Genomic DNA, 22,930 nt, shown 5'->3' with positions numbered 1-22,930 from the left:
GCCCCTCAGCCGGCGCCCTTCAGCACCGGCGCGGGCCGGCGGAAGATGTCGCGAAACATTCCCGGCGTCAGAATCGACAGCGGATTGACGCTGATCTGCGGATTTTTCGCGGCGCCCGCAAGCCGGTAGTTGAAGCCGAACAGCCCCTCGCCTTTGCGGCTGAAGATCTGGCCGATGCCGTTCAGCAGATAGATCGGCGAGATCGTGCCCTGGATGTCGATCGAATTGCTGGCGGAATGGTAAAAACCCGCGAAGGAAATCCCCATCGAGGCGCCAACCGCCGCACCCTGGGCGATCTGAACGCCTTCCGGCAGGATGATAAACGACACATCGCCTTCGGAAAACTGGATGCCGCCGCCCTGAAGCTGCTCCAGCAGGCCCACAACTGAAGCTGCCGAAAGCAGCTCGGCCAGGACCGGGGCATTCTGGATTGAAAAGCTGCTGACGCTCGCCACGCCGCTATACTGGCCCGGCTTATCCCTGGGCTGAATGGTCATATCAAGCGAGCCGCCGCGCCCCATATCGAAAAGCCCGGCCGCCGCCATCACCCGGCCCGCGTCCTCCGAGGTGACCCGCACTGCCGTGCCGCCCTTATAGGGGATGGTCGCACCGGAAATCCGGCTTTTGCCATTGACCGAAGCCACGAACCCGCCATCCAGCCCGCCCTGGCGCATGGTGAATCTGCCCGAGAGCCCGGTCAGGGATATGCCGCCCGTGACCACAAGCCTGTCGAGATTGACCTCTATCGCGTCAGAACCGGCATCCGCGCCCCCCACGCCTGAACCCGGCTTGCTTTTGGGCAATTCACGCAGATCCAGCGTACCGCCTGTCAGTTTGACCGCCACATCGGCGCCCTTGCCGCGCCCGGTAAGCTCGACGGCAGCATCAAGCCAGCCACCCACTTTCAGCTCCTGGAAACTGGCGCGGTCGAGCCCGGCATTCGCCCTGGTCGTCAGCCGCCCCTTTGCGCTGAGGCCCGGCCCGTTCAGTTCCAGCCTGGTGACTTCCGGGGCCTGACCCAGCACCGCCTCGACCAACAGCCGCCCGGTGCTGTCACGCGCTTTGCTCCAGCCGACCGGCGGCAGCGAAAGGCCAAGCCCCTTGAGATCGCTTTTCAGAACCAGCCTTGCGGGCTCCCCCTTGGGCAGCGCGAGGTCAATCGCGGCCCGCGTCTCGCCCGAAATCCAGCCTTTCGGAAGCTGCACCCCCAGGCGGCGCAGCCCGTCATCGCTGAGCCGCGCCGTGCCGGATACATTCGCCTTGCCCGCCGCATCCTTGCCAAACGGCTGCGTATAGCGCGCAACGACCGGGACGCCGGCAAGGGTTCCCTCACCCGAAACCGCCATCCCTGCCGCCGTGACCTTTACCGCCAGATCGGAGCTGCGGATCTCTTTGCCGGCCACCAGCCGGTCGGAACGGAAATCGAGGATGCGGCCGGTGACATCATAGGCAATGTCCCCGGTCAACAGCTTTGGCTTCAGCGGAAAGCGCAGCTCGGCCACCAGAAGCGCCCTGCCCTCGCCCAGATCGACCTGACGCCCGGCTTTTGAAATAAAGCGGAACGGCTCCTGATCCAGAAGCGAGAGCGTCGCGGTCAGCCCGGCATCGACAATCAGCCGCACCTCGGCATCGGCGGGCTTTTTGCGGATATCGGGCACCCGGAACATCGAGCCATCGACATGGATCCGCGCGCCATCGGCGCCGGCCTCGGGCGCGGTGATCTCGCCCTCTTCGATCACCAGGGTATAGCTGTTGTCCTGGATCGCCGCGCGGCCGCTGCCATTGCGGATCGGGGGCAGCGATTTCACCACCCGCACCTCGGCGCCGGAAAATTCGTAATCCAGCGCGAAACGCGGCTCTTCGCCGCTGCGAAACCGCAAAGCGGCGGCCACATCGGTCAATTCGCCCTGGCCGACATTCTCGGCAAGCCAGGACCGCGTGCGCGGCACCGCGATCAGCGGCCAGAGCCGGATCAGCCGCTCGGTCGAGATCCGGTTCAGCGCCACATCGACCGCCCCCGCCCAGGTGCCATCCATATTGGCGCGGGCATGGCCCGAGAGAACCAGCCGGTCCTCTCCCTCGCTCAAAACCACCTCGCCGATCTCGACGGCAAAGGGGTCAAGCCGCAGCCGCCAGACCGCCGAGCCCGAGGAAAACCGCGCCGGTGCCTCGAACAGCCCATCCGGATCGACCTTCAACTCGCCAATGCGCAGCTGCGTCACCACCGCTTTCGGCAAGGCCCCCGGCGCGACGGGCTGGCCCCGGTCATCCATCAGATCCGAAGTCCCGGTTGCCGTGACCCGGAGCGAGGGGCTCTGGACATTGACCTCATCCAGAAACACCCGCTGCAGTCCGGCATCATAGCGCAGCTCGATCACGGCGCTTTCAAATTCAAACGGGCGCGGCGGCGCCGGTGGGCCATTGCCTTCTGTGCCATCCGCCTGTGCCGGTTGATCGCGGCCTTCTCCCGCCGCCTGCTCAGGCCGGGCGCCCTCTGCGCCGGCCGGACGCAAGACGCCCGGATCCAGCGCCCCTGGCCCGAGCTCAAGCCGCCCCTCCAGCAATCCGGGCTTGCCTTCGGCATCGAGCGTGCCGCTCAGCCGCCCGGAAATCGGTGCATCCAGCACCGCAAAAGCCGCAAGCGGTGCCGCCTGAACCGCAAGATCGCGCGCGGCCACATGGTCCACGGTCGCGGAAAACCGCGCCGAACTGTCAGCTTTCGAGGTTTCGACCGCCAGCATCGCCCGGGCAGGCTCCGCTCCGGTCAAAAGCGTCAGCGACAATTCCCCCGAAAGGCTTTCCGCCTTGTTGGCGATCACCAGCCTGCCATCACCGAGTTCCCATTTCCGCCGCGCCCGCGCATCATCCAGCGTCAGCGCCAGCCCGTCGATCTCGACCAGCGCCAGATCGCTGAGCGTGCCGGTCGAGAACATGCGGTCCAGGGCATCCAGCACCTCGGCGGGCGTCCCCATTTCAGGGCTGCCCGAAAGCCCGGCGAAGCTGAGCGCGATCCGGCCATCGGCATCGCGGGCCACCGCAATCTGTGCCCCGGTCATCCGCACAAGGCTGGGCCGGATCCGGCCGGTCAGCAGCGGCGCCGGTGCCAGTTCGATCCTGAGTTCCGGCAGCGACAGCACTGACGCGCCCTTGCTGTCGATCAGCCGCAGATCGTGCAGGAAAAAGCTCGGCGACAGGTCGCGGGCGACCATTACCGTCACCTCTCCCAGCGAGATCGCGCTGCCTTCGGGCAGATGGCTCTGGCCCAGTTGATCGTTCAGCCGCTGTTCGATCGAGGCCACGGCCCAGACCGGCAGCGTCAGACTGCGCCCGAGCAGAACAAATCCCGCAAGCCCGACAAAGGCGACAAGCCCGAGAAGGACGATGACAAGGCGCAGTCCGATCCTGGCGCGGCTTTTCTCAACCCGTGCCCTCCTTGCCTCTGCCCTGCGGGCCAGAAAGCCCTTTCGGCCAGGGGTTTCAGGCGCAGGCCCGGCCATGGGTTCGGGCTGCACGATTTGCTCTGGCCGCCCGCCAGTCATGGCTGTGGCAAGCCGGCCCGCAACCAGCGGCTGCGCCGGCGGCACCACTGCCTGGCCGTCTTCCTCCCACAGTGTCGGATCGGGAGGCCAGGCAGCGGGATCAGCCAAAGGGCGGGGCGTATCGCCCGGGCGGCCGCTGGCTTCAGATGCTTCGGAAATGTGAGAATCCGCCGAAATGGCGCCGGCCCCAGTCTCATCTGGAGAGGCAGGCGCCGTAGTCTCAGAGCTTTGGTCCGGGGGTGCCCGGTTCGCGGCACTTTCTCCGGTGCTGTCCCGCTGCGTCCTGCTTTCCACGGTCACCGACTCTTTGCCCTTCATTCCTGCGGCTTCTTCCAGAGACCCGCGTTGTTCCCCCGGGACCTCGCCGCCTGCGGCCTGGTTACCCCTCTGGAACCGGCAGCCGCTTCGCCCTATCCTGGCGCGAAGCCCGGGGAAACACAAAGCCCCGTGAGGCCACAGGCCCCGCCCGCGCGGGGAGTTGCCTGGTCGCGTTGCCCGGTCGCGTCGACTGGTCGCGCAACGGGCCAGATATCAGAGCCGGGCAGATGCCGGAAAGGACCGAAATGACCACGACCCTGACTGAAGGCGATAAGGCCCCGGATTTCACCCTGCCCCGTGATGGCGGCGCCACGGTTTCGCTGTCGCAATTCGCACCGGGCAAAGTGGTGCTTTATTTCTACCCGAAGGATGACACGCCCGGCTGCACGCTCGAAGCGCAGGATTTCACCCGCCTCGCGGCGGAATTCGCGGCTGCCGGCACCACGGTGATCGGGATCTCGAAAGACAGCGTCGCCGCGCATGACAAATTCTGCCGCAAACACGGGCTGGGGATCATCCTTGCTTCTGATGCCGGGGGACAGACCAGCGAGGATTACGGCACCTGGGGGGAGAAGAAGAATTACGGCAAGACCTATATGGGCATCACCCGCACGACCTTTCTGATCGGCGCAGATGGCCGGATCGCCAGGGTCTGGCCGAAAGTCTCGGTCAAGGGCCATGCCGAAGAGGTGCTGGCCGCCGCCCGCGCTCTGCAGGGCTGAACCGGGAATGGCGCTGACGCTGTCGGAAATGGCGGTCGAGGTTCTGACCACGGCAGAGGGGCGCGCGAAAGCGGCGATCAGCCGGCGTCATGCCGCAACCTGGTTCGCCGCCCGCGCGGCGGGCCAGGCGCCGGATATTGGCCGGGCAGACCCGCCCTTGCGACCGGCCCGGCCGGAAAAGCCCGATCTGCTGGCCCCGCGCGATGTGCCGCGCCGCCGCACCGGAAGCCCGGAAGGGCGTGCCGCGCTGCTTCATGCGCTGGCCCATATCGAGCTGAATGCGGTCGATCTGCACTGGGATATCATCGCCCGCTTTGCCGCCCATCCGATGCCGCCCGGCTTCTATGATGACTGGGTGAAAGCTGCGGATGAGGAAGCGAAACATTTCACGCTTTTGTCGGATGTGCTTGAGGAGATGGGCAGCTTTTACGGCGCCATGGCCGCCCATGCCGGCATGTGGCGGGCCGCCGAAGACACCGCGGAGGACTTTCTCGGGCGTCTCGCCGTGGTGCCGATGGTGCTGGAGGCGCGGGGCCTTGATGTGACGCCGGGGATGATCTCGGTGTTTCAGCGCGCCCGGGATCAGGGCGAAAAGACCGGCGCGCTTGAGGCGCTCGAGGTGATCTATGCCGAGGAAGTCGGCCATGTCGCCTATGGCTCGAAATGGTTCAACTGGCTTTGCGGTCGCGACGGGGCCGACCCGAAAGACGTGTTCCACGCCCTGGTGCGGCGCTATTTCCACGGCCAGCTGAAGCCCCCTTTCAACGAGGAAAAACGCGCCGAGGCCGGGCTGCCGCCGGATTTTTACTGGCCGCTGACGGAGGATGATCTGACCGACAGGGGTTGAGGCGCCGGGCAGCCTGCCGGTTACCCCCTGAACCAGCCTCCATACATCCGCGAAAATCTTTGGGTTTTCCGGCCCTGATCGGCAAGTTTCCGCCGGGAACAGGCAAGGCTCAGCCGCCGCGGCGCGGACACATGGCGCAAATATTGCGAGCCGGCCCTTGCGCCGCTAATCACGTCTGACCCGAGGCGGGGCGGTGCGACTCACGCTCCAGCCTGCCCGGATGTTTTTGCGGATGGTGTTGTTTTTTCCGGATCGTCCGGACCTGTTCCAGGGCGGAGCCAGGCTTCCGGCCCGCATGACCACACCTCGCCCGTCTTTCGCGCCAGTAACGCGGAAAGCGGGTCAGACTGACACCAGCCCCTCCGGGTCCCGGTTTGTGAAGCCGGGAAAAAAGGCGGAACGGGCGCTCTTAAAGATGGAATGCCGCGTGCTCGCAAGACTGGCCATCCGGATCAATACGGCGCTTGAATCGGTCTTTCCCGAACAGCGGCTCTATCTGAAATCCGATCACGGCACCCATTATCTGCGGCTCAGACCCGCCACCCAGGCCTTTGTGGTGGTCTTTGGCGCCCTCGCCATTGCCTGGACCATCGTCGCGACCTCGATTTTCATGATGCAATCCATCGGCGCCGGCTCTTCGCGCGAACAAAGCCAGCGCCAGGGGATGATCTTCGAGGAACGGCTTGCCATCCTCTCGGCAGACCGCGATCTGCGGGTGACCGATGCCGCCCAGGCGCAGGAGCGGTTCAATTCGGCCCTGGAACAGGTTTCCAGGATGCAGGAGATGCTCCTGGCCTCGGAAGATCGCCGCCGCGAGCTGGAGACCGGCATTGATGTCGTGCAAAACAGCCTGCGCGGCGTGATCCGCGAACGCGACGAAGCGCGGGCCGAGGTTTTGAAACTGACCGGGATGCTCGGGGAACAAGGTGGCGCCACAACCGAGATCGGCCGCATCCGCGACACCGGCGAGACGCTTGATTTCCTGACGACGAAGCTGGAGGCCACCGCCCGCGAACGCGATACCCGCCTGGCCGAGGCCGATACCGCGCGCGAAGAGCTTGCGCTGGCCCTGGAAGACCGCCGCGCGCTTGAGCTGCGCCATGACGCGATCTTTACCAAACTGGAAGATGCGGTGACGGTCTCGGTCGAGCCGCTGGAAAAGATGTTCCGGGCCGCCGGCATGAACCCCGATGACATGATCGCCACGGTCAGAAAGGGCTATTCCGGCCAGGGCGGACCGCTCTCGCCGATCAGCGCCTCAACCATGGGCGGGCCGCTGAGCGATGGTGAGAAACGCGCCAATGCGATCCTGAAAGATATGGAAGAGATGGATCTCTACCGTCTCGCGGCCTGGAAAGCGCCCTTTGCCACCCCGATCACCTCGGGCAATGTGCGCTGGACCTCGAGCTTTGGCCGCCGCGAGGACCCGTTCGGGCGCGGCGGGCGGATGCATGAAGGCACCGATATCGCCGGCCCCTATGGAACGGCCATTTACGCCACCGCCGAAGGCACCGTCATCCATGCCGGCTGGCAGAATGGCTATGGGCGGCTGATCAAGATCCGGCATGCCTTTGGCATCGAAACCCGCTACGCCCATTTATCACAGATCCGTGTGCAGGTCGGACAAAAGGTGTCGCGTGGCGACCAGATCGGTGATATGGGCAATTCAGGCCGGTCCACCGGCACTCATCTTCACTACGAAGTCCGCATAGGGGGCACTGCCGTGAACCCGATGACCTTCATAAGGGCAGCGAGAAATGTTTTCTAAGAGCCGCATCAACGAAACGGGCGCCAAGCCCGAAGCTGACAAACCCAAGGCGCCGGAGGCCCCCGTGTCGAAACCTTCCATGGATTTCACCCCCTCGGCGCCCAAGGGCAAGGCTGTGGCCTCGGTCCTCTCGTCGGACCTGACCGTTGTGGGCAACCTGCGCACCTCGGGTGATATCCAGGTCGAAGGCACCGTTGAAGGCGATATCCGCGCCCATCTGCTGACCGTCGGCGAAAGCGCCACCATCCGTGGCGAGATCGTGGCGGACGATATCGTGGTCAATGGCCGTGTGATCGGTCGCGTGCGCGGCCTCAAGGTCCGCCTGACCTCGACCGCCCGTGTCGAAGGCGACATCATCCACAAGACCATTGCCATCGAATCGGGCGCCCATTTCGAAGGGTCGGTTCAGCGCCAGGAAGATCCGCTCTCGACCGGGCGTGCCTCGGCCGCGCTCCAGGCGCCGCATCATGCGGAACCGGCAGCAGCACCTGAAGCCCCCTGATCCGAGCCGCGCGGGACCTCGCCAGCAAACAGACCAACTTTTGGTATCGGCCCTCCTGCCAAGGAGGGCCGTTCGCGTCTGGCGATCCCAAATCTTCAGGGGCGCGCGTTCGACTGCGCAAGAATCAGCCGTTTGACGGCTGTCAGCCGGTCATGGACCGGATCAGACCCGGCGGCGGAAGGCGCTGGAATTCGGGCATTTCACGCAGATGCTGAAAGTGGAAATCCGACAGGAAACACTCCAGATCCTCGCGCCAGTGTTCTTCCTGGAAGATCGGCAGCGCATCGCTGAACCCCACCAAAGGTGGCTCACCGATGCGCGCGGACATAGCGGCATTATAGCCGCCATAGCGTCTCCGATGTAAAACCGGCCCGCATAGCGCGGGTTCAGCGCGGCCAGCCGCTGCAAAGCCAGATTGAACTCATCCCGGTGGCCGACGGTCGAATTTACCAGCAGTTTGAACATCAGCAGATTGCCGCTGATGGAGCGGTTTGAAAACCATTCTGGCGACCGCGTGGTGCCGGGATCAACGCCCATCTCCTGTGCAAAACGAGGCAGGAGCGAGCCATTCGCGGCAATTTCGGCCTCATAGCCGATGAAAATCGCGCGGTCACCAAAAGCGCTCCAGAAGTCAAAGAACCGAGGCTAGTTGAATTTTGCGAACCGGCAGGAGAATTGTTCGGGTGTGCAAGAAACTGAAATTTTGTAGAAATCCGGCTCATCCTGACGGAAGACATAATCAGGCCAGCCCCGCGTCGTGATGTTCCTGAATCTTTCCGAACTGACCGTGAACCGTCAAAGGGGCGTTCTCAGTTTCGAAGCTCTCGCGCAATGCCTCGATTTCCGCGTCGCTGCTCGCAGAGTTCTGGTGCCAGGCCCGGGCGATACTTCCCTGGCTCACCCTCTTGAAACCGGTCGACAGGGGTAAAGATCGCCAGTGCCGCCAGCTTTCTTCGCATAAGCCGCAATTGAAACTGCAATGCAGAAGCGCCGGTTTTGGCGCGGCCAATATGCAAGAACAGCGTCTGCGCATCCTATAGCCCCCGGGGGGGCGCTGCCGCCATAACCACCCCGGACTGTTCAGGCCCGTTATTGGGGGAGCCCGAGGGCTCCCCCGGCAAAGATCAGAGCGCGACGCGACGGGTTTCCTCGCGCTGACGGGTCAGCTCTTCTGCAACAAGGAAGGCCAGTTCCAGCGATTGCGAGGCATTGAGGCGCGGGTCGCAGGCCGTGTGATAGCGATCCGCCAGGTTTTCATCCGAGACCGCGCGCAGGCCGCCGGTGCATTCGGTGACATCCTGGCCGGTCATCTCGAAATGGACGCCCGCCGGTACCGTGCCCTCGGCCTTGTGGATCGCGAAGAACTCACGCACTTCGCGCAGGACCGAGTCAAAGGGCCGGGTCTTGTAGCCCGAAGCCGCCTTGATCGTATTGCCATGCATCGGATCACAGGACCAGACGACATTGGCCCTCTCGGCCTGAACCGTCTGGATCAGACGCGGCAGGTGATCACCGACCTTGCCGGCGCCAAAGCGCGCGATGAGGGTCAGACGGCCCGGCTCGTTTTCCGGGTTCAGCTTTGCCATCAGCACTTTGAGATCTTCGGCCGTGGTCGAAGGCCCGCATTTCAGCCCGATCGGATTCAGCACACCGCGACAGAATTCGACATGCGCGCCATCCGGCTGCCTGGTGCGGTCGCCGATCCAGATCATATGACCCGATCCTGCCACCGGCTGGCCCGAGATGGAATCGATGCGGCAAAGCGCCTCTTCATATTCCAGCAGCAGCGCCTCATGGCTGGTGTAGAAATCCACCGCCGAAAGCTGATGCGCGGTTTCCGAATTGACCCCGGCGGCGTTCATGAAATCAAGCGCGTCAGAGATGCGCGCGGCCATGGCGCGATATTGCTCGGCCTTGTCATGTTCGGCAAAGCCCAAAGTCCAGGAATGCACGCGGTGGATATCGGCAAAGCCGCCGGTCGAGAAGGCGCGCAGCAGGTTCAAAGACGCCGCCGCCTGGGTATAGGCCTGCAGCATCCGGTTTGGATCCGGCGTCCTGGCGTCAAGGGTCGCATCAAAGCCGTTGATGATGTCGCCCTTATAGGATGGCAGCTCGACCCCGTTGATCACCTCGGTCGGGGCCGAACGCGGCTTGGCGAATTGCCCCGCCATCCGGCCCACCTTGATCACCGGCACTTTCGCGCCCCAGGTCAGCACCACCGCCATTTGCAGCATGACGCGGAAGGTGTCGCGGATACTATCGGCGCTGAATTCCGCAAAGCTCTCGGCGCAGTCGCCGCCTTGCAGCAGGAACGCCTTGCCCTCGGCTGCCAGCGCCAGTTGCTTTTTCAGCCGCCGCGCCTCGCCCGCGAAAACCAGCGGCGGGTATTTAGCCAGCTGCGCCTCGGCGGCGTTCAGTGCGGTCTGATCCGGATAATCGGGCATCTGGATCCTCGGCAAAGCACGCCAGTCGGTTTTCGTCCAGCTTCCCTGCATCTTCCTCGCCTCGCCCATAACATTCCTCCGAACGGCTCAACCCGTGCTGACAGCGGTAACAAGGATCGCATATAGGCCTTCCGGGCTCCGGATGCAAAGCCCGCGCCGCAGCCGGCACCGGTCAGGCCGCACAGGGGCTCACAGGTCAGATCAGGGCGCAAGGGCGGGTTCTTTTCCGCATCCACATTCCGTTGTTTCATATGGGCCGTTCTGGCCCGACCTTCCTGCTCGTCCTCCAGCGCCTTCAGCCGTTTAGCCGCTGACACCGTCATCCCGGAATACTTCGCCGTCCAGGCGCAGAACCTGCCCTCCGACATCCCGTGCTTGCGGCACAGATCGGCATAATTCGCCCCCGTCTCACCTTCGTCGGGCAAACGGTCCACCGGACCGTTTGCTTGTCCGCCTCGACCCGCAGGATGCCGATGATCGGCTCTTCGGTTCGTATTGTGCGCTTCATCCTCCGTCCCTTCCCTCGGAAGGTCTCTGGTCACTGGTGGAGGAAAAATCCCGTGGCAGGTCAGTCCAGCAGAGAAGGAGATCTGTACGGCCTCGGTGGCTTCGAATCCGTTGCCGGTTTCGGCGATGGGCGGCAGGCAATCCACCCGCTTGCCCTCGCATTTTGCGACCATGATCGCACCCGCGGGCAGGTGCAGTGGAAGCCAGCCGGCAAGGCCCGATGCTCCCGCATGCTCGCGGCCAGGCGCAACAGCACCTCGGTTGTGATCTGCTGGCAGGTGCCGGTGCCGCCTCTGGTCGTTGACACAGCACTGCGGCAAACGGTTTCCGGTTTTATGCCCGGGAGAACGAAATTGCCGTCTCGGCCCTCGCTGTCACTGGCCCGGCACAGATCACGCTGACCCTCGCCTCAGTGCCGGCGGGCGGGGCTGAGCGCGTCGAATATGCGCTGGCGGGCCATGCCGACACCCGGAGCCTGCCCACCGTGCCGCGCGGCAATGTTCGCGACATCAGTCCGTTTACCTTGCCTGCCTTGAAGGACGGGCTGATACTGATGAACCATGCACAGGGCGGAGCGCTGTTTGCGGGGCTTACGCCATCGCGCCGTCGATCCGCGCCTCTGCGGCGCGGGTGGCACAGCGGGGCGATGCAAAGCCCACAGACCATCAGGGCCAACCCGAAAAAGCCCCCTGGCCCTCCGCACAGGAAAAACTCCCCCGCCGGCCTGTCTGCCTTCGCTTCCTCCTGACAAAGCATGAACCACAGCCTGAAAAGCCCAGTCTCCACCATCCCGGTGATTGCCGCTGCGAAATCCAGCCAAAGGATCCCCAAGACCGCCAGGCCCCCAACAGGCAAATGATCCAGAGCGCCGGGCGGATCCTGCGCGCCGATCAGCACGCCCGGACCGAGGATACCGATGTTGATTGCGGTCTGAAATCCAGGGGTCAGGTCAGCAATCTGCCGGGCAACGGCCTCAAACCGCGGGGACCATTGAAATCTGTTCCTGAAATCGTCCCGCCTATGCTGGACCCGCCCGGGCGAAATGCCGGGCGGGTGTTGCGATCAGGTGACGACATCAGGCGAGGTTCTCCCGGTAAAGCCCTGAATATCCGCGATTTTATGTGCTGCGCGGATCACGTTTTCCAGTGCCTCCTGCGGATTTTTGTCAAGGCCCTCGGGGCCGGGCGCAAAGGCTTCAAGGTAAAGTCGCAGCGTAGCGCCCTCGGTACCGGTCCCCGAAAGCCGGTAGACCGCCCGGGTGCCGTCGCCGAACTGCACCCGGATGCCCTGCTTTTGCGACATCGAACCATCAACCGGATCATGATAGGCGAAATCATCGGCTGCGGTTACAGACAGGCCGGCAACCACTTGACCAGGAAGGGCTTTCAGATTTTCACGCAGCGTCAGGAACATCTGATCGGCACGGGTGGAATCCACCGCCTCGAAATCATGGCGGGAATAGTAATTGCGCCCGAACTGCGCGAAATGCGCGGCGAGGATCGAGGCCACGCTTTGCTTGCGCACCGCGAGGATATTCAGCCACATGAGCACCGCCCAAAGCCCGTCCTTCTCGCGCACATGGTCGGATCCGGTGCCGAAACTCTCCTCGCCGCAGAGTGTAACACGGCCCGCATCCAGCAGATTTCCAAAGAATTTCCAGCCGGTCGGGGTCTCATAGGCCCCGATGCCCAGATGTTTCGCCACCCGGTCCACCGCGCCCGAGGTCGGCATCGAGCGCGCAACCCCCTTCAGACCCGCCTTGTAGCCCTTTGCCAGATGTGCATTTGCCGCAAGCACCGCCAGACTGTCCGAGGGCGAGACATAGATCCCGCGCCCGACCACCATATTGCGATCGCCATCGCCATCCGAGGCGGCGCCGAAATCGGGCGCCTCCTCGCCCATCATCTCATCCATCAGATCCGAGGCCCAGGTCGGGTTCGGGTCAGGATGCATGCCACCAAAATCCGGCAAAGGCGTCGCATTAACCACGGTTCCGGCAGCGGCGCCGAGCCTTTTTTCTAGGATCTCAACAGCATAGGGGCCAGTGATCGCACACATGGAATCCATCCGCATCCGGAAACCCGCGCCGAACAGCGCCCGGATCGCGTCGAAATCAAACAGGGTCTCCATCAGATCGGCATAATCGGCGACCGGATCGACAACTTCGACAACCATCTCGCCAAGCTGCCGGAGCCCGGGCGATGACAGGTCGACATCGGTTGCCTCGAAAATATGATAGGCGCTGACGGCCCCACTGCGCGCGAACATGGCTTCGGTTACCGATTCCGGCGCGGGGCCACCGTTGGGCATATTGAATTTAACGCCGAAATCCTCATCGGGGCCGCCGGGATTATGGCTTGCGGACATAATGATGCCGCCATCGGTTTTGTTCAGCCGGATCAGATGGCTGGCGGCCGGCGTTGACAAAAGTGCATCCTGGCCGATGATCACTTTCGCCGCGCCATTGGCCGCAGCCATCCGCAAGATAACCTGAGCCGCACGGTCGTTGAAATAGCGCCCGTCGCCGCCAAGCACAAAGGTCTTGCCCTCGGCACCAATCACATCGAACAGCGCCTGTATGAAATTCTCCAGGTAATGCGGGCCCATGAAAACACGGGTCTTTTTGCGCAACCCGCTGGTGCCGGGCTTCTGGCCTGCAATGGGCGTGGTCGCAACGGTCAGTTTCATCCGCTCTCTCCTCGGGGAATACGGGCGCTTTCAGACGGAAGAGGCTGGAATCATTACCAGAACCGCATTCGCCGGCACCGTATCCGGTGCCGCACCAGCTGTAAGATCCGGGCGCGTGGTGTCAAGCACCAGCTGCCAGCCCTGCTGCGTTGCGGGCAATCTCAGCGGCAAGTCCCCGCCCGGGTTGAAGACCAGAAAAAGCGGCCCGGGGCCCGGCTCTCCACCCTCCGCTGTCATGCGCAACTCAAGGCAAAGACAGCGAAATTCGGGATCCTGCCAATCCCCGGCCGACGGCTCCTGCCCATCGGCACGGCGCCAGATCACGTCGCGAAACCCATCGGCGCGGATCTTGCCATGGAGGAAGCGATGCTGGCGCAGTTCGGGATGCGCGCGGCGCAGTGCGGCGAGACGACCGACAAAAGCGGTCAGCGCCTGATCTGCCTTGCTCCAGTCTGCCCAGGTGATGGCATTGTCCTGGGCATAGGCATTGTTATTGCCGCCCTGGCTATGGCCGATCTCATCGCCCATCAGCCACATCGGCACGCCTTGCGACAGGAACAACGTCGCGAGCAGGTTGCGTTTGCGCAAATCCCGCGCGGCCCGGATCACCGGGTCATCACTCGGCCCCTCGACACCCATATTGTCGGAGTGATTGTCGGAATGGCCGTCACGATTGCCCTCGCCATTGGCCTCATTATGCTTTGCACTATAGCTGACAAGATCTTGCAGCGTGAAGCCATCATGGCTTGTGAGGAAATTGACCGAAGCCGTTGCCTGCCTTGCTGAATGATCGAACACCCCCGCCGATCCCAGCAGCGCCCCGGCCAGGTCGGCAGCGCGCCCTGGCTCACCGCGCCAGAACCGGCGCACCCCGTCACGGTAACGGTCATTCCATTCGCTGAAGGGCGGCGGAAAGCCCCCCAGCTGGTAGCCTCCGGGTCCGATATCCCAGGGCTCGGCGATCAGCCGCACCTTTGCCAAAACCGGATCCTGGCGCAACGCATCCAGAAAACCCGCGCCCGGGTCAAAGCCCCCCGGCTCGCGCGCCAGCACGGTTGCAAGGTCAAAGCGGAAGCCGTCGACCAGCCCGGTCTCGACCCAGTAGCGCAAGCTGTCCATCACCAGCCGCAACACCATCGGATGCGTCAGATCGAGCGTATTCCCGGTCCCTGCGTCATTGGCATAATGGCGCCCGCCCGCGAGCCGGTAAAAGCTCGCATTGTCGAGACCGCGCAGCGACAGATGCGGGCCATGCTCGTCGCTTTCCGCCGAATGGTTATAGACGACATCAAGGATCACCCCGATCCCGGCGCGGTGCAGATGGGTGACCATCTCGCGCCAGGCCTGCATCCCCCCCGGGCCGGTATAACGCGGCTCGGGCACGAACCAGTTCAGCGTGTTATAGCCCCAGTAATTCCTCAGCCCTTTCGCGATCAGGAACCGCTCATCGGCGATGGCATGGACCGGCAGGAATTCGACATCGGTCACACCCGCGCGGGTCAGATGGCCGATCACCATATCCGATGCGAACCCCGCGCAGGTGCCGCGCAGCGCCTCGTCCACACCCGGATGCAGCATGGTCGCGCCACGCAGATGTGCCTCACAGATGACGCTGTCGGCCAGGCTGTGACCGGGCCGGGGATGATCCGCCACCGGCAGCGGCGCGGTCACCACCGATTTCGGGATGAACGCCGCGCTGTCGCGGCTGTCAAAACTGAGATCCCCCGCCGGATCGCCGGTCACATAGCCAAAAACGGCATCATCCCATTGGAAACGGCCATGCAGCCCCCGCGCCCAGGGGTCGATCAGCAGTTTATTGGCGTTAAAGCGATGCCCGTCCTCCGGCGCCCAGGGACCATGAACGCGCAAACCATAAAGCGCGCCCGCGCCCAGGCCCCCGACATGAAGATGCCAGATATCACCATTGCGTTCGACAAAGGGCAGCCGCGCGACTTCGCGGCTGCCGTCGGGCGAAAACAAACACAGCTCAATCGCCGTCGCATTGGCGGAAAAGCTCGCGAAATTGACCCCGGTTGCGGTCAGGCTTGCCCCCATCGGAAAGGGCTGCCCGGCGCCGGTGACGAAGTCCGTCACCGCAGCATCCCCTCATAAAGCGCAGCATAGGCGCTCGCAGATCCGGCCCAGCCGTTTTCCTGGGCCATCGCGTTGCGGCGCAGCTGGCTCCAGATTTTCTGATCCGCATAAAGCGCGTTCAGCCGCCTGAGCGCCTGGGCCAGCGCCAGAACATCGGTCGGCCAGAAGGTGATCCCGGTCGCCACACCCGCATTCAGCGCCGCAGGCGAGGCAGGGATCACCGTATCGGCCAGCCCGCCCACGGCGGCGACGACCGGGATCGTGCCATAGCGCAGCCCATACATCTGCGTCAGCCCGCATGGCTCGAACCGGGAGGGCACCAGAACTGCGTCGCCGCCCTGAAACATCCGGTGCGACAGGGCCTCATCATAACCGATCCTGACCGAAACCCGGCCTGGCCAGCGCGCCGCAAGCGAGAGCATCTGCGCCTCCGCTTCGGCATCGCCCGAGCCAAGCACCGCAAGTCCGCCGCCGCCTTCGATGAAATCCGGCAAGGCGGCCGGCAGCAGATCCACCCCCTTCTGATCGGTCAGCCGCGAGACCAGCGCCGCAAGTGGCCCCGGCACCGAGAGCCCGAATTCGGACTGCAACTCCGCCCGCGCTTTTGCCTTGCCGGACAGAGATGTCGCCGAATAGGCGTTCACGACTTCGGCCTCCGGCGACCAGATTTCGGTATCGATCCCGTTTAGAATCCCCGAGACCACGGCGCTGCGGGCCGCCAGCACGCCTTGCAACCCCAGCCCGAATTCCGGCCGCATCAGCTCAGCTGCGTAATTTGGCGAGACCGTGGTGATCCGGTCCGCCGTGATCAGCCCGGCCTTCAGCAAAGACAGGCCGCCGTAATATTCCAGCGCATCGGCATGGAATTCCGCCGCCGGCAGCCGCAATTCGCTCAAAAGACGCGCCGGTGCATGGCCCTGAAAGGCGATATTATGCACCGTGATCACCGAGGCGCAGCCGCCCGAGCCGTGATAGGCCAGATAGGCCGGCGCCAGCCCCGCCTGCCAGTCATGGGCGTGCAAGACATCCGGCTTCCAGGATTTGCCGCGGGCCAGCTGGACGCCTTCGCGCGCCACCCGCGCCGCCATAAAAGACAAAGCCGCAAAGCGTTGCGGATTATCGCTCCAATCGCCGCCCGGGCCATGATAAGGCCCGCCCTCCCGGTCAAACAGGTGCGGCGCATCCAGCAAGAACAACGAAAGCCCGCCCGCCTCACCGGCAAAAACCCGGGCCTCGCCGCCAAAAAGCCTCTCTTCGCGCATCACCTCGCGAAAGCCGCCGCCTTTGGCCAACAGCCCGCGCAATGCCCGATAGGCCGGCAGCATCACCCGCATCTCCCAGCCCGCCCCCGCAAGCGCCGCCGGCAGCGCGCCGACCACATCGGCCAGCCCGCCGGTCTTGATCAAAGGCACCGCCTCCGAGGCCACTGACAAAACCCGACCGCCCATCCGGATCTTCCTCCTGACTGAAATACTCCACGGGGGTCCGGGGGTGTGAAACCCCCGGCGTCACCCGTCACATCGCGCGCGCCCGCCGGTCGAGCATCGCCTGTGTCACCAGCACAACGCCCCCTTCACTCCTGCGAAACCAGCGCGCATCCTCGTCGGGATCGTGGCCAACAACCAGCCCCTCCGGGATCATCACCCCGGAATCGATCACGCAATTCCGCAGCTCTGCCTTGCGCCCGATATCCACCCGCGGAAGCGCAACCACATGTTCCAGCACCGAAAAACTATGCGCCCGGCAGCCGGTGAACAACAGCGAATTCCGCACCTCAGACCCCGAGACGATACAATCCCCCGAAACCAGCGACGAGATCGCCTGACCGCGCCGCCCATCCTCGTCATGGATGAATTTCGCCGGCGGCACGATCTCGGCATAGGTCCAGATCGGCCAGTCGCGGTCATAAAGATCCAGCTTGGGCACGAATTCGGTCAGGTCGATATTGGCCTGCCAGAAGGCGTCAATCGTGCCCACATCGCGCCAGTAGGGCTCATCCTCGATCCCCGTTGTAACACAGCTGTCGGCAAATCGATGCGCCATCGCCTTGCCATGTTTCACAATCGCCGGGATCAGATCATTGCCGAAATCATGGCTGGAATTGCTGTCGACCACATCGCGCAGCAAAAGATCGCGCAGGAAGGCCCAGTCGAAAACATAGATCCCCATCGAGGCAAGCGCATGTGCCTCATCCCCGGGGATCCCCGGCGGATCGGCGGGCTTTTCCAGAAAATCGGTGATCCGCATCTGGCCATCAACCGCCATCACGCCAAAGGCCGAGGCCTCTTCGCGCGGCACGGTCAGACAGCCGATCGTCACATCGGCGCCGGTATCGACATGCTGTTGCAGCATGATCTCGTAATCCATTTTGTAAATATGATCCCCGGCAAGGATCACCACATACTGGACGTTATAGCTGTCGATGATGTCGATATTCTGCGCCACCGCATCGGCGGTGCCGCGATACCAGTTCACCTCATCCATGCGCTGGCTGGCAGGAAGAACGTCAAGATATTCATTGCGCTCGGCGCGGAAAAAGCTCCAGCCGCGCTGGACATGGCGGATCAGGCTATGGGCCTTGTATTGTGTGGCAATCGCCATTTTGCGGATGCCGGAATTCAGCGCATTCGACAGCGCGAAATCGATGATCCGCTGCTTGCCGCCAAAATAGACCGCCGGTTTCGCCCGCCGGTCAGTCAGCTCTTTCAGCCGCGATCCCCGCCCCCCTGCCAGCACGAAGGCCATGGCCTGGGCCGACAGTCTCTTGTTCACTCTTGCCTTCATATTCCCCTCCCCGGAAATGGCGGTTTGTCAGACCGGGCCGTTACGCGATCACTCGTTCCAAAAACACAGATGACAGGGGCGGCAGGGTCACCATGGCCGAAACCGGTTCGCCCTGAGCCGGGATTTCCTCAGTGACCACACCGCCGAGATTGCCGCGATCCTGGCCCCCATAGGCCGCCGCATCACTGTTGAGCCTTTCGCGCCAGAAGCCATCGCCGGGCAGGCCCAGCCTGACCCTGCGTTCGACCGGGGTCATGTTACAGACGACCACGACCGGCGCGTCCCCGGCATCGCCAAAGCGGGCCCAGGCAAAGACCGATGCCTCCGCCTCATCGGCCAGGAGCCAGCGAAACCCCTCGGGCCGCGTGTCATGGCGGTAAAGCGCCGGCGTGTCGCGATAGAGGAGGTTCAGGTCGCGCAACCAGAGCTGCACGCCGCGATGGGCCGGGATCGTCTCCTGATCCCAGTCAAGGCCACGATCATGGTTCCATTCACGGCCTTGTGCAAAATCCTGGCCCATGAACAGCAGTTTCTTGCCCGGATGCCCCCACATGAAGCCGTAAAACGCCCGCAGATTGGCGAACTGTTGTTCACCTTCCCCCGGCATCTTGCCGATCATCGAACCTTTGCCATGCACCACCTCGTCATGGCTGATCGGCAGCACGAAATTTTCGCTGTAAGCATAGCTTGAGGCAAAGGTCATCTTATTGTGGTCATATTTCCGGTAAACCGGGTCGAGCTGCATGTAATCCAGGCTGTCATTCATCCAGCCCATATTCCATTTGAACCCGAACCCCAGACCGCCCTGATCCACCGCCCGTGAGACGCCGGGGAAACTGGTCGATTCCTCGGCGGCCGTCATCGCCCAGGGGCAATGGGCATAGACGGCGGAGTTCATCGCGCGCAGCATCGCGATGGCCTCATAATTCTCGCGCCCGCCATCCTTGTTCGGGACCCACTGCCCGGCCTCGCGCGAATAGTCGCGATAGAGCATCGAGGCCACGGCATCGACGCGCAGCCCGTCGGCGCCGTAGACCTCCAGCCAGTAAAGTGCGTTTGATATCAGGTAGTTGGAGACCTCTGCCCTTCCGTAATTATAGATCAGCGTGTTCCAGTCCTGGTGAAAGCCCTCCTTCGGGTCCTGGTGCTCATAAAGCGCGGTGCCGTCGAACTGGCCCAGCCCATGCGGATCGGTCGGGAAATGGCCGGGCACCCAGTCGAGGATCACGCCAATGCCACGCCGATGCGCAGCGGCGATGAAAGCGCGGAATTCGTCGGGCGTGCCATGGCGCACGGTTGGGGCGAAAAGCCCGATCGGCTGATAGCCCCAGGATCCGTCGAACGGATATTCGGAAACCGGCAAAAGCTCGATATGGGTATAGCCCATCCATTCGACATAACCGAGCAATTGTTCGGAAAGTTCCGCCCAGGACAGGATCCGCCCGCCCTCTGCCCGCCGCCATGAGGCTGCATGAACCTCATAGATCGAAATCGGCGCGTCGACGGAATTCCGCTTTGCCCGGATCTCAGGCCAGGCGCCCTCTTCATGCGCGCCCGGCAGGCGCCGCAAGACGCTGGCATTCGCCGGCGGATGTTCCGAGCCAAAACCGACCGGATCGGATTTCAGCGGCAGGATCTGGCCGCCCTGGCCCCGGATCTCGTATTTATAGCTCTCGCGCTCTTTCAGTCCGGGGATGAAAATCTCCCAGATGCCGGTCTGGCCGCGCTGCCGCATCACATGCCGGCGGCCGTCCCAGGTGTTGAAGGCGCCGACCACCGAGACCCGTTCCGCCGAGGGCGCCCAGACCGCGAAATGCGCGCCCTCAACGCCCTCATGGGTGATCAGATGGCCGCCAAGCGCCTGCCAGAGCCGCTGATGGCTGCCTTCCCCCAGGAGATATTCGTCCATCTCGCCCAGCACCGGCCCGAAGGCATAGGGGTCGTCATATTCCCAGAACCAGCCCGCACCTTCGGCCCGGAGCCGGTAACCCGACCAGCCCGGCACCTCGCAGGTGAAGACCCCCGGAACGCCAGGCCAGGCTTTGGCCCGATACTCGCCCCCCGGTGTCACCACGATCAGACGCGCGGCATCGGGCATGAACGCAGTAAGGACCCAGCGGCCCGCAAAATCATGCAGCCCGAGAACGGAAAAAGGATCGCCGTGACGGCCCTCGGCTATCGCACGGGCATCCACATCATCGGGCAATCCGGCCTCTGTTCCCATCGCTGGGCCTTCCCTTCAACCGGCTTACAATGCCGAAGTCACATTCCACACATCTTTCATGTAGCCACGGATTGTCCGGTCTGACGAGAAAAATCCGCTGCGTGCCGTATTTAAGGCAGCCATGCGGGTCCAGCGCTCCGGGTCAGCAAAGGCCGCATCCACCCGGGATTGCGCCGCGTGATAAGAGGCGAAATCCGACGAGACGAGGAAATAGTCATGGTGCCAGACGCCATGGACGATGCCGTGATAGCGGTCGGGCTGATCGGGAGAGAAACGCCCCTCGGCGATCATCTGCAGCGCGTCCTGCAGCTCCTGGCTTGCCTCGATGGCGTGGCGCTCATGGTCCGCCTCCTTGCGCCGTTCGATCACCTCTTCGGCGGTCAGGCCGAAGAGGAAGAAGTTCTCCGCGCCCACCTCCTGCAATATCTCGACATTGGCGCCGTCCAGCGTGCCGATGGTCGGCGCGCCATTCATCATGAATTTCATATTACCGGTGCCAGAGGCCTCTTTGCCGGCGGTCGAGATCTGTTCCGACAGATCAGCCGCGGGAACCAGCCATTCCGCCATCGAGACATTGTAATTCGGCGGATAGACCACTTTCAGAAGATCGCCGGTTTTCGGATCATTATTAATGACTTCTGCGGCGTCATTGATAAGCCGGATGATCTCTTTCGCCACCGCATAGCCGGGCGCCGCCTTGCCGCCGAAGATCTTGACCCGCGGCACCGGACTGGCAATCTGCCCGGTCCGGAGCCTGTTCCAATGCGCGATGGTTTCCAGGATGTTCAGCAACTGGCGCTTATATTCATGGATCCGCTTCACCTGGACATCGAACATCGCATCCGGCGAGACCCTGATCCCGTAAGCCTCGCCGATCCGGTTCGAGACCCGGATCTTGTTGAGGCGCTTGGCCTCATGGAAGGCCCCGCGAAACCCGGCATCTTCGACATGCGGCTCAAGATCCTTCAGCCGGTCGAGATCATCCTCCCAGCCCTCGCCGATGGTGTCGGTGATCAGGCCGGCCAGCGGGCGGTTGCACATTTTCAGCCAGCGACGCGGGGTTACACCATTGGTTTCATTGATGATCCGCCCAGGATGCAGCGCGTTCAACTCGGAGAAGAGGTTCTTTTTCACCAGTTCCGAATGCAGCGCCGAAACCCCGTTCACCTTATGCGAAGTGATGAAAGCCAGCTCTCCCATCCGGACTTCGTGGTGCTTCACGATGCCAATATAATGCGGCGGATTATAGGTATCGCGGTGCCAGGTATCGATGCGTTCGACAATCTGCATATGGCGCGGCAGGACATTGCCGAAGGTGAATGTCGCCCAGCGTTCCAGCGCTTCGGGGAGCAGCGTGTGGTTTGTATAGCCGAGGCAGCCCTGTGCCGTTTCCAGCGCATCGGCGAAATCCATCCCGTGTTCGTCGGTCAAAAGCCGGATCAGCTCTGGCCCCGCAATCGCGGGATGGGTGTCATTCATCTGGATCGCCACATGTTTCGGCAGATCGCGCAGATTGCTGTTTGCGGTGAGGAAGCGGCGGATGATGTCCTGAAGTGCCGCAGAGGTCAGCAGGAATTCCTGTTTCAGCCGCAGCTCTTTGCCCTGATAGGTGGTGTCATCGGGGTAAAGCACGCGCGAAAGCGTGCGCGCCAGGGCCTCGGGCTCGGCGGCGGCGGCGTAGTCGCCGCGGTTGAACCGTTCCAGGTCAAATTGCGTGGTCGGTTTCGCCGCCCAAAGGCGCAGCGTATTGGCCCATTTGCCCTGCCAGCCGATCACCGGCGTATCATGCGCCTCGGCCAGAACCGTCTCACCGGGGATCCAGACCTGTTTGCCGTCTTTCCTGGTGATCTCGCCCTTGAATCCGATCAGATAGGCGCTTTCGGGGCGCGGAAATTCCCAGGGATGGGCCTGGCTCAGCCAGTCTTCCGGCGTCTCGACCTGGCGGCCTCCCTCGAACAGCTGGCGGAACAGCCCATGTTCATAGCGGATGCCATAGCCGTAAGCCGGGCAACCCACTGTCGCCATCGATTCCATGAAACATGCCGCAAGCCGCCCGAGCCCGCCATTCCCGAGCGCCGCATCCGGCTCGTTCCCGATCAGCGCGCGCAGATCCATCCCCACCGCCGCCATCGCCTGATCGGCCTGGTCGTAAAGCCCGAGATTGGTGATCGCATCTTCCAGCAGCCGCCCGATCAGAAACTCCATCGACAGATAGCAGACGCGCTTATGCCCTGTGGCCCAGGTCTTGCGGGTCGATTTGAACCAGGGCTCAACGATCCGGTCCCTGACCGCGTAAGACAGCGCCATCCGCCAGTCATAGAGGCTCGCATTGGCGCCATCTTTGCCCAGGGTGAATGTCAGATGCCGCAAAATGTCGGACGAGAGGTCGCCGGGCAGAAGCTCGCTGAAAGAATGGCTGGAGTCGGTCACCTGGGAACACCTGTCTCGCTAACGGTTACGGCCCATATGAACAGACGGCGCAGTTCAAGCGCA

General features: G+C 63.2%; 13 protein-coding genes and 1 pseudogene. 4 read left to right on the top strand and 10 right to left on the bottom strand.

Going from position 1 to position 22,930, the window contains the following annotated elements; all coding sequences use genetic code 11:
- Positions 1-5: 5 nt before the first annotated feature.
- Entirely contained in the window at positions 6-3,647 is a 3,642-nt protein-coding gene (locus JC607_RS10340; RefSeq protein ID WP_198836842.1) for a hypothetical protein, read from the bottom strand.
- Between the two features lie 455 nt (positions 3,648-4,102).
- On the opposite strand from JC607_RS10340, the gene JC607_RS10335 reads away from it, so the two are divergent.
- The 4 genes from JC607_RS10335 (at position 4,103) to JC607_RS10320 (ending at position 7,696) form a co-directional block, all read left to right on the top strand.
- On the top strand, positions 4,103-4,579 hold the full coding sequence (locus tag JC607_RS10335; protein ID WP_233092843.1) for a peroxiredoxin: 477 nt from the start codon (positions 4,103-4,105) through the stop codon (positions 4,577-4,579).
- Positions 4,580-4,586: 7 nt separating this feature from the next.
- Positions 4,587-5,426 carry a ferritin-like domain-containing protein gene (locus JC607_RS10330; RefSeq protein ID WP_198836841.1) on the top strand — a complete coding sequence of 280 codons (840 nt, stop codon included), beginning with the start codon at positions 4,587-4,589 and terminating at the stop codon, positions 5,424-5,426.
- A 427-nt stretch (positions 5,427-5,853) separates the two neighbouring features.
- Positions 5,854-7,194 carry a M23 family metallopeptidase gene (locus tag JC607_RS10325; RefSeq protein ID WP_198836840.1) on the top strand — a complete coding sequence of 447 codons (1,341 nt, stop codon included), beginning with the start codon at positions 5,854-5,856 and terminating at the stop codon, positions 7,192-7,194.
- Positions 7,184-7,696, top strand: coding sequence for a polymer-forming cytoskeletal protein (locus tag JC607_RS10320; RefSeq protein WP_198836839.1), 513 nt, complete (start codon positions 7,184-7,186; stop codon positions 7,694-7,696). The genes JC607_RS10325 and JC607_RS10320 overlap by 11 nt, the downstream gene beginning before the upstream one ends.
- Before the next feature lie 142 nt (positions 7,697-7,838).
- Here the strand turns inward: JC607_RS10320 and JC607_RS10315 are convergent, their stop codons facing one another.
- The 9 genes and pseudogenes from JC607_RS10315 to JC607_RS10275 form a co-directional block, all read right to left on the bottom strand.
- Positions 7,839-8,024, bottom strand: coding sequence for a hypothetical protein (locus JC607_RS10315; RefSeq protein WP_198836838.1), 186 nt, complete (start codon positions 8,022-8,024; stop codon positions 7,839-7,841).
- 796 nt (positions 8,025-8,820) lie between these two features.
- A complete protein-coding gene (locus tag JC607_RS10310) occupies positions 8,821-10,191 on the bottom strand; it encodes a class II 3-deoxy-7-phosphoheptulonate synthase (protein ID WP_198836837.1) in 1,371 nt (456 codons plus the stop codon).
- 227 nt (positions 10,192-10,418) lie between these two features.
- Positions 10,419-10,648 (bottom strand): annotated as a pseudogene (locus JC607_RS10305) (transposase); the annotation flags it as partial.
- A gap of 1,061 nt (positions 10,649-11,709) precedes the next feature.
- Positions 11,710-13,335, bottom strand: a complete 1,626-nt coding sequence (locus JC607_RS10300) for an alpha-D-glucose phosphate-specific phosphoglucomutase (RefSeq protein WP_198836836.1) — start codon at positions 13,333-13,335, stop codon at positions 11,710-11,712.
- A 30-nt stretch (positions 13,336-13,365) separates the two neighbouring features.
- Positions 13,366-15,429, bottom strand: a complete 2,064-nt coding sequence (glgX, locus tag JC607_RS10295; RefSeq protein WP_370584783.1) for a glycogen debranching protein GlgX — start codon at positions 15,427-15,429, stop codon at positions 13,366-13,368.
- Positions 15,426-16,877, bottom strand: coding sequence for a glycogen synthase GlgA (glgA, locus tag JC607_RS10290; protein WP_198836835.1), 1,452 nt, complete (start codon positions 16,875-16,877; stop codon positions 15,426-15,428). The genes glgX and glgA overlap by 4 nt, the downstream gene beginning before the upstream one ends.
- Positions 16,878-16,944: 67 nt before the next feature.
- On the bottom strand, positions 16,945-18,213 hold the full coding sequence (gene glgC, locus JC607_RS10285; RefSeq protein ID WP_198836834.1) for a glucose-1-phosphate adenylyltransferase: 1,269 nt from the start codon (positions 18,211-18,213) through the stop codon (positions 16,945-16,947).
- 40 nt (positions 18,214-18,253) lie between these two features.
- Positions 18,254-20,437 (bottom strand): 1,4-alpha-glucan branching protein GlgB, encoded by a 2,184-nt coding sequence (gene glgB / locus JC607_RS10280; protein WP_198836833.1) that lies wholly within the window; start codon positions 20,435-20,437, stop codon positions 18,254-18,256.
- A gap of 24 nt (positions 20,438-20,461) precedes the next feature.
- Positions 20,462-22,867 carry a glycogen/starch/alpha-glucan phosphorylase gene (locus JC607_RS10275; RefSeq protein WP_370584782.1) on the bottom strand — a complete coding sequence of 802 codons (2,406 nt, stop codon included), beginning with the start codon at positions 22,865-22,867 and terminating at the stop codon, positions 20,462-20,464.
- Positions 22,868-22,930 lie beyond the last annotated feature (63 nt).

Origin of the sequence: Paracoccus sp. IB05 (assembly GCF_016405985.1) — a bacterium.
In the GTDB taxonomy this organism is placed as follows: domain Bacteria; phylum Pseudomonadota; class Alphaproteobacteria; order Rhodobacterales; family Rhodobacteraceae; genus Pseudogemmobacter.
The sequence above is the reverse complement of the archived record's forward strand: the minus strand, read 5'-3'. Positions and strand labels throughout refer to the sequence as shown.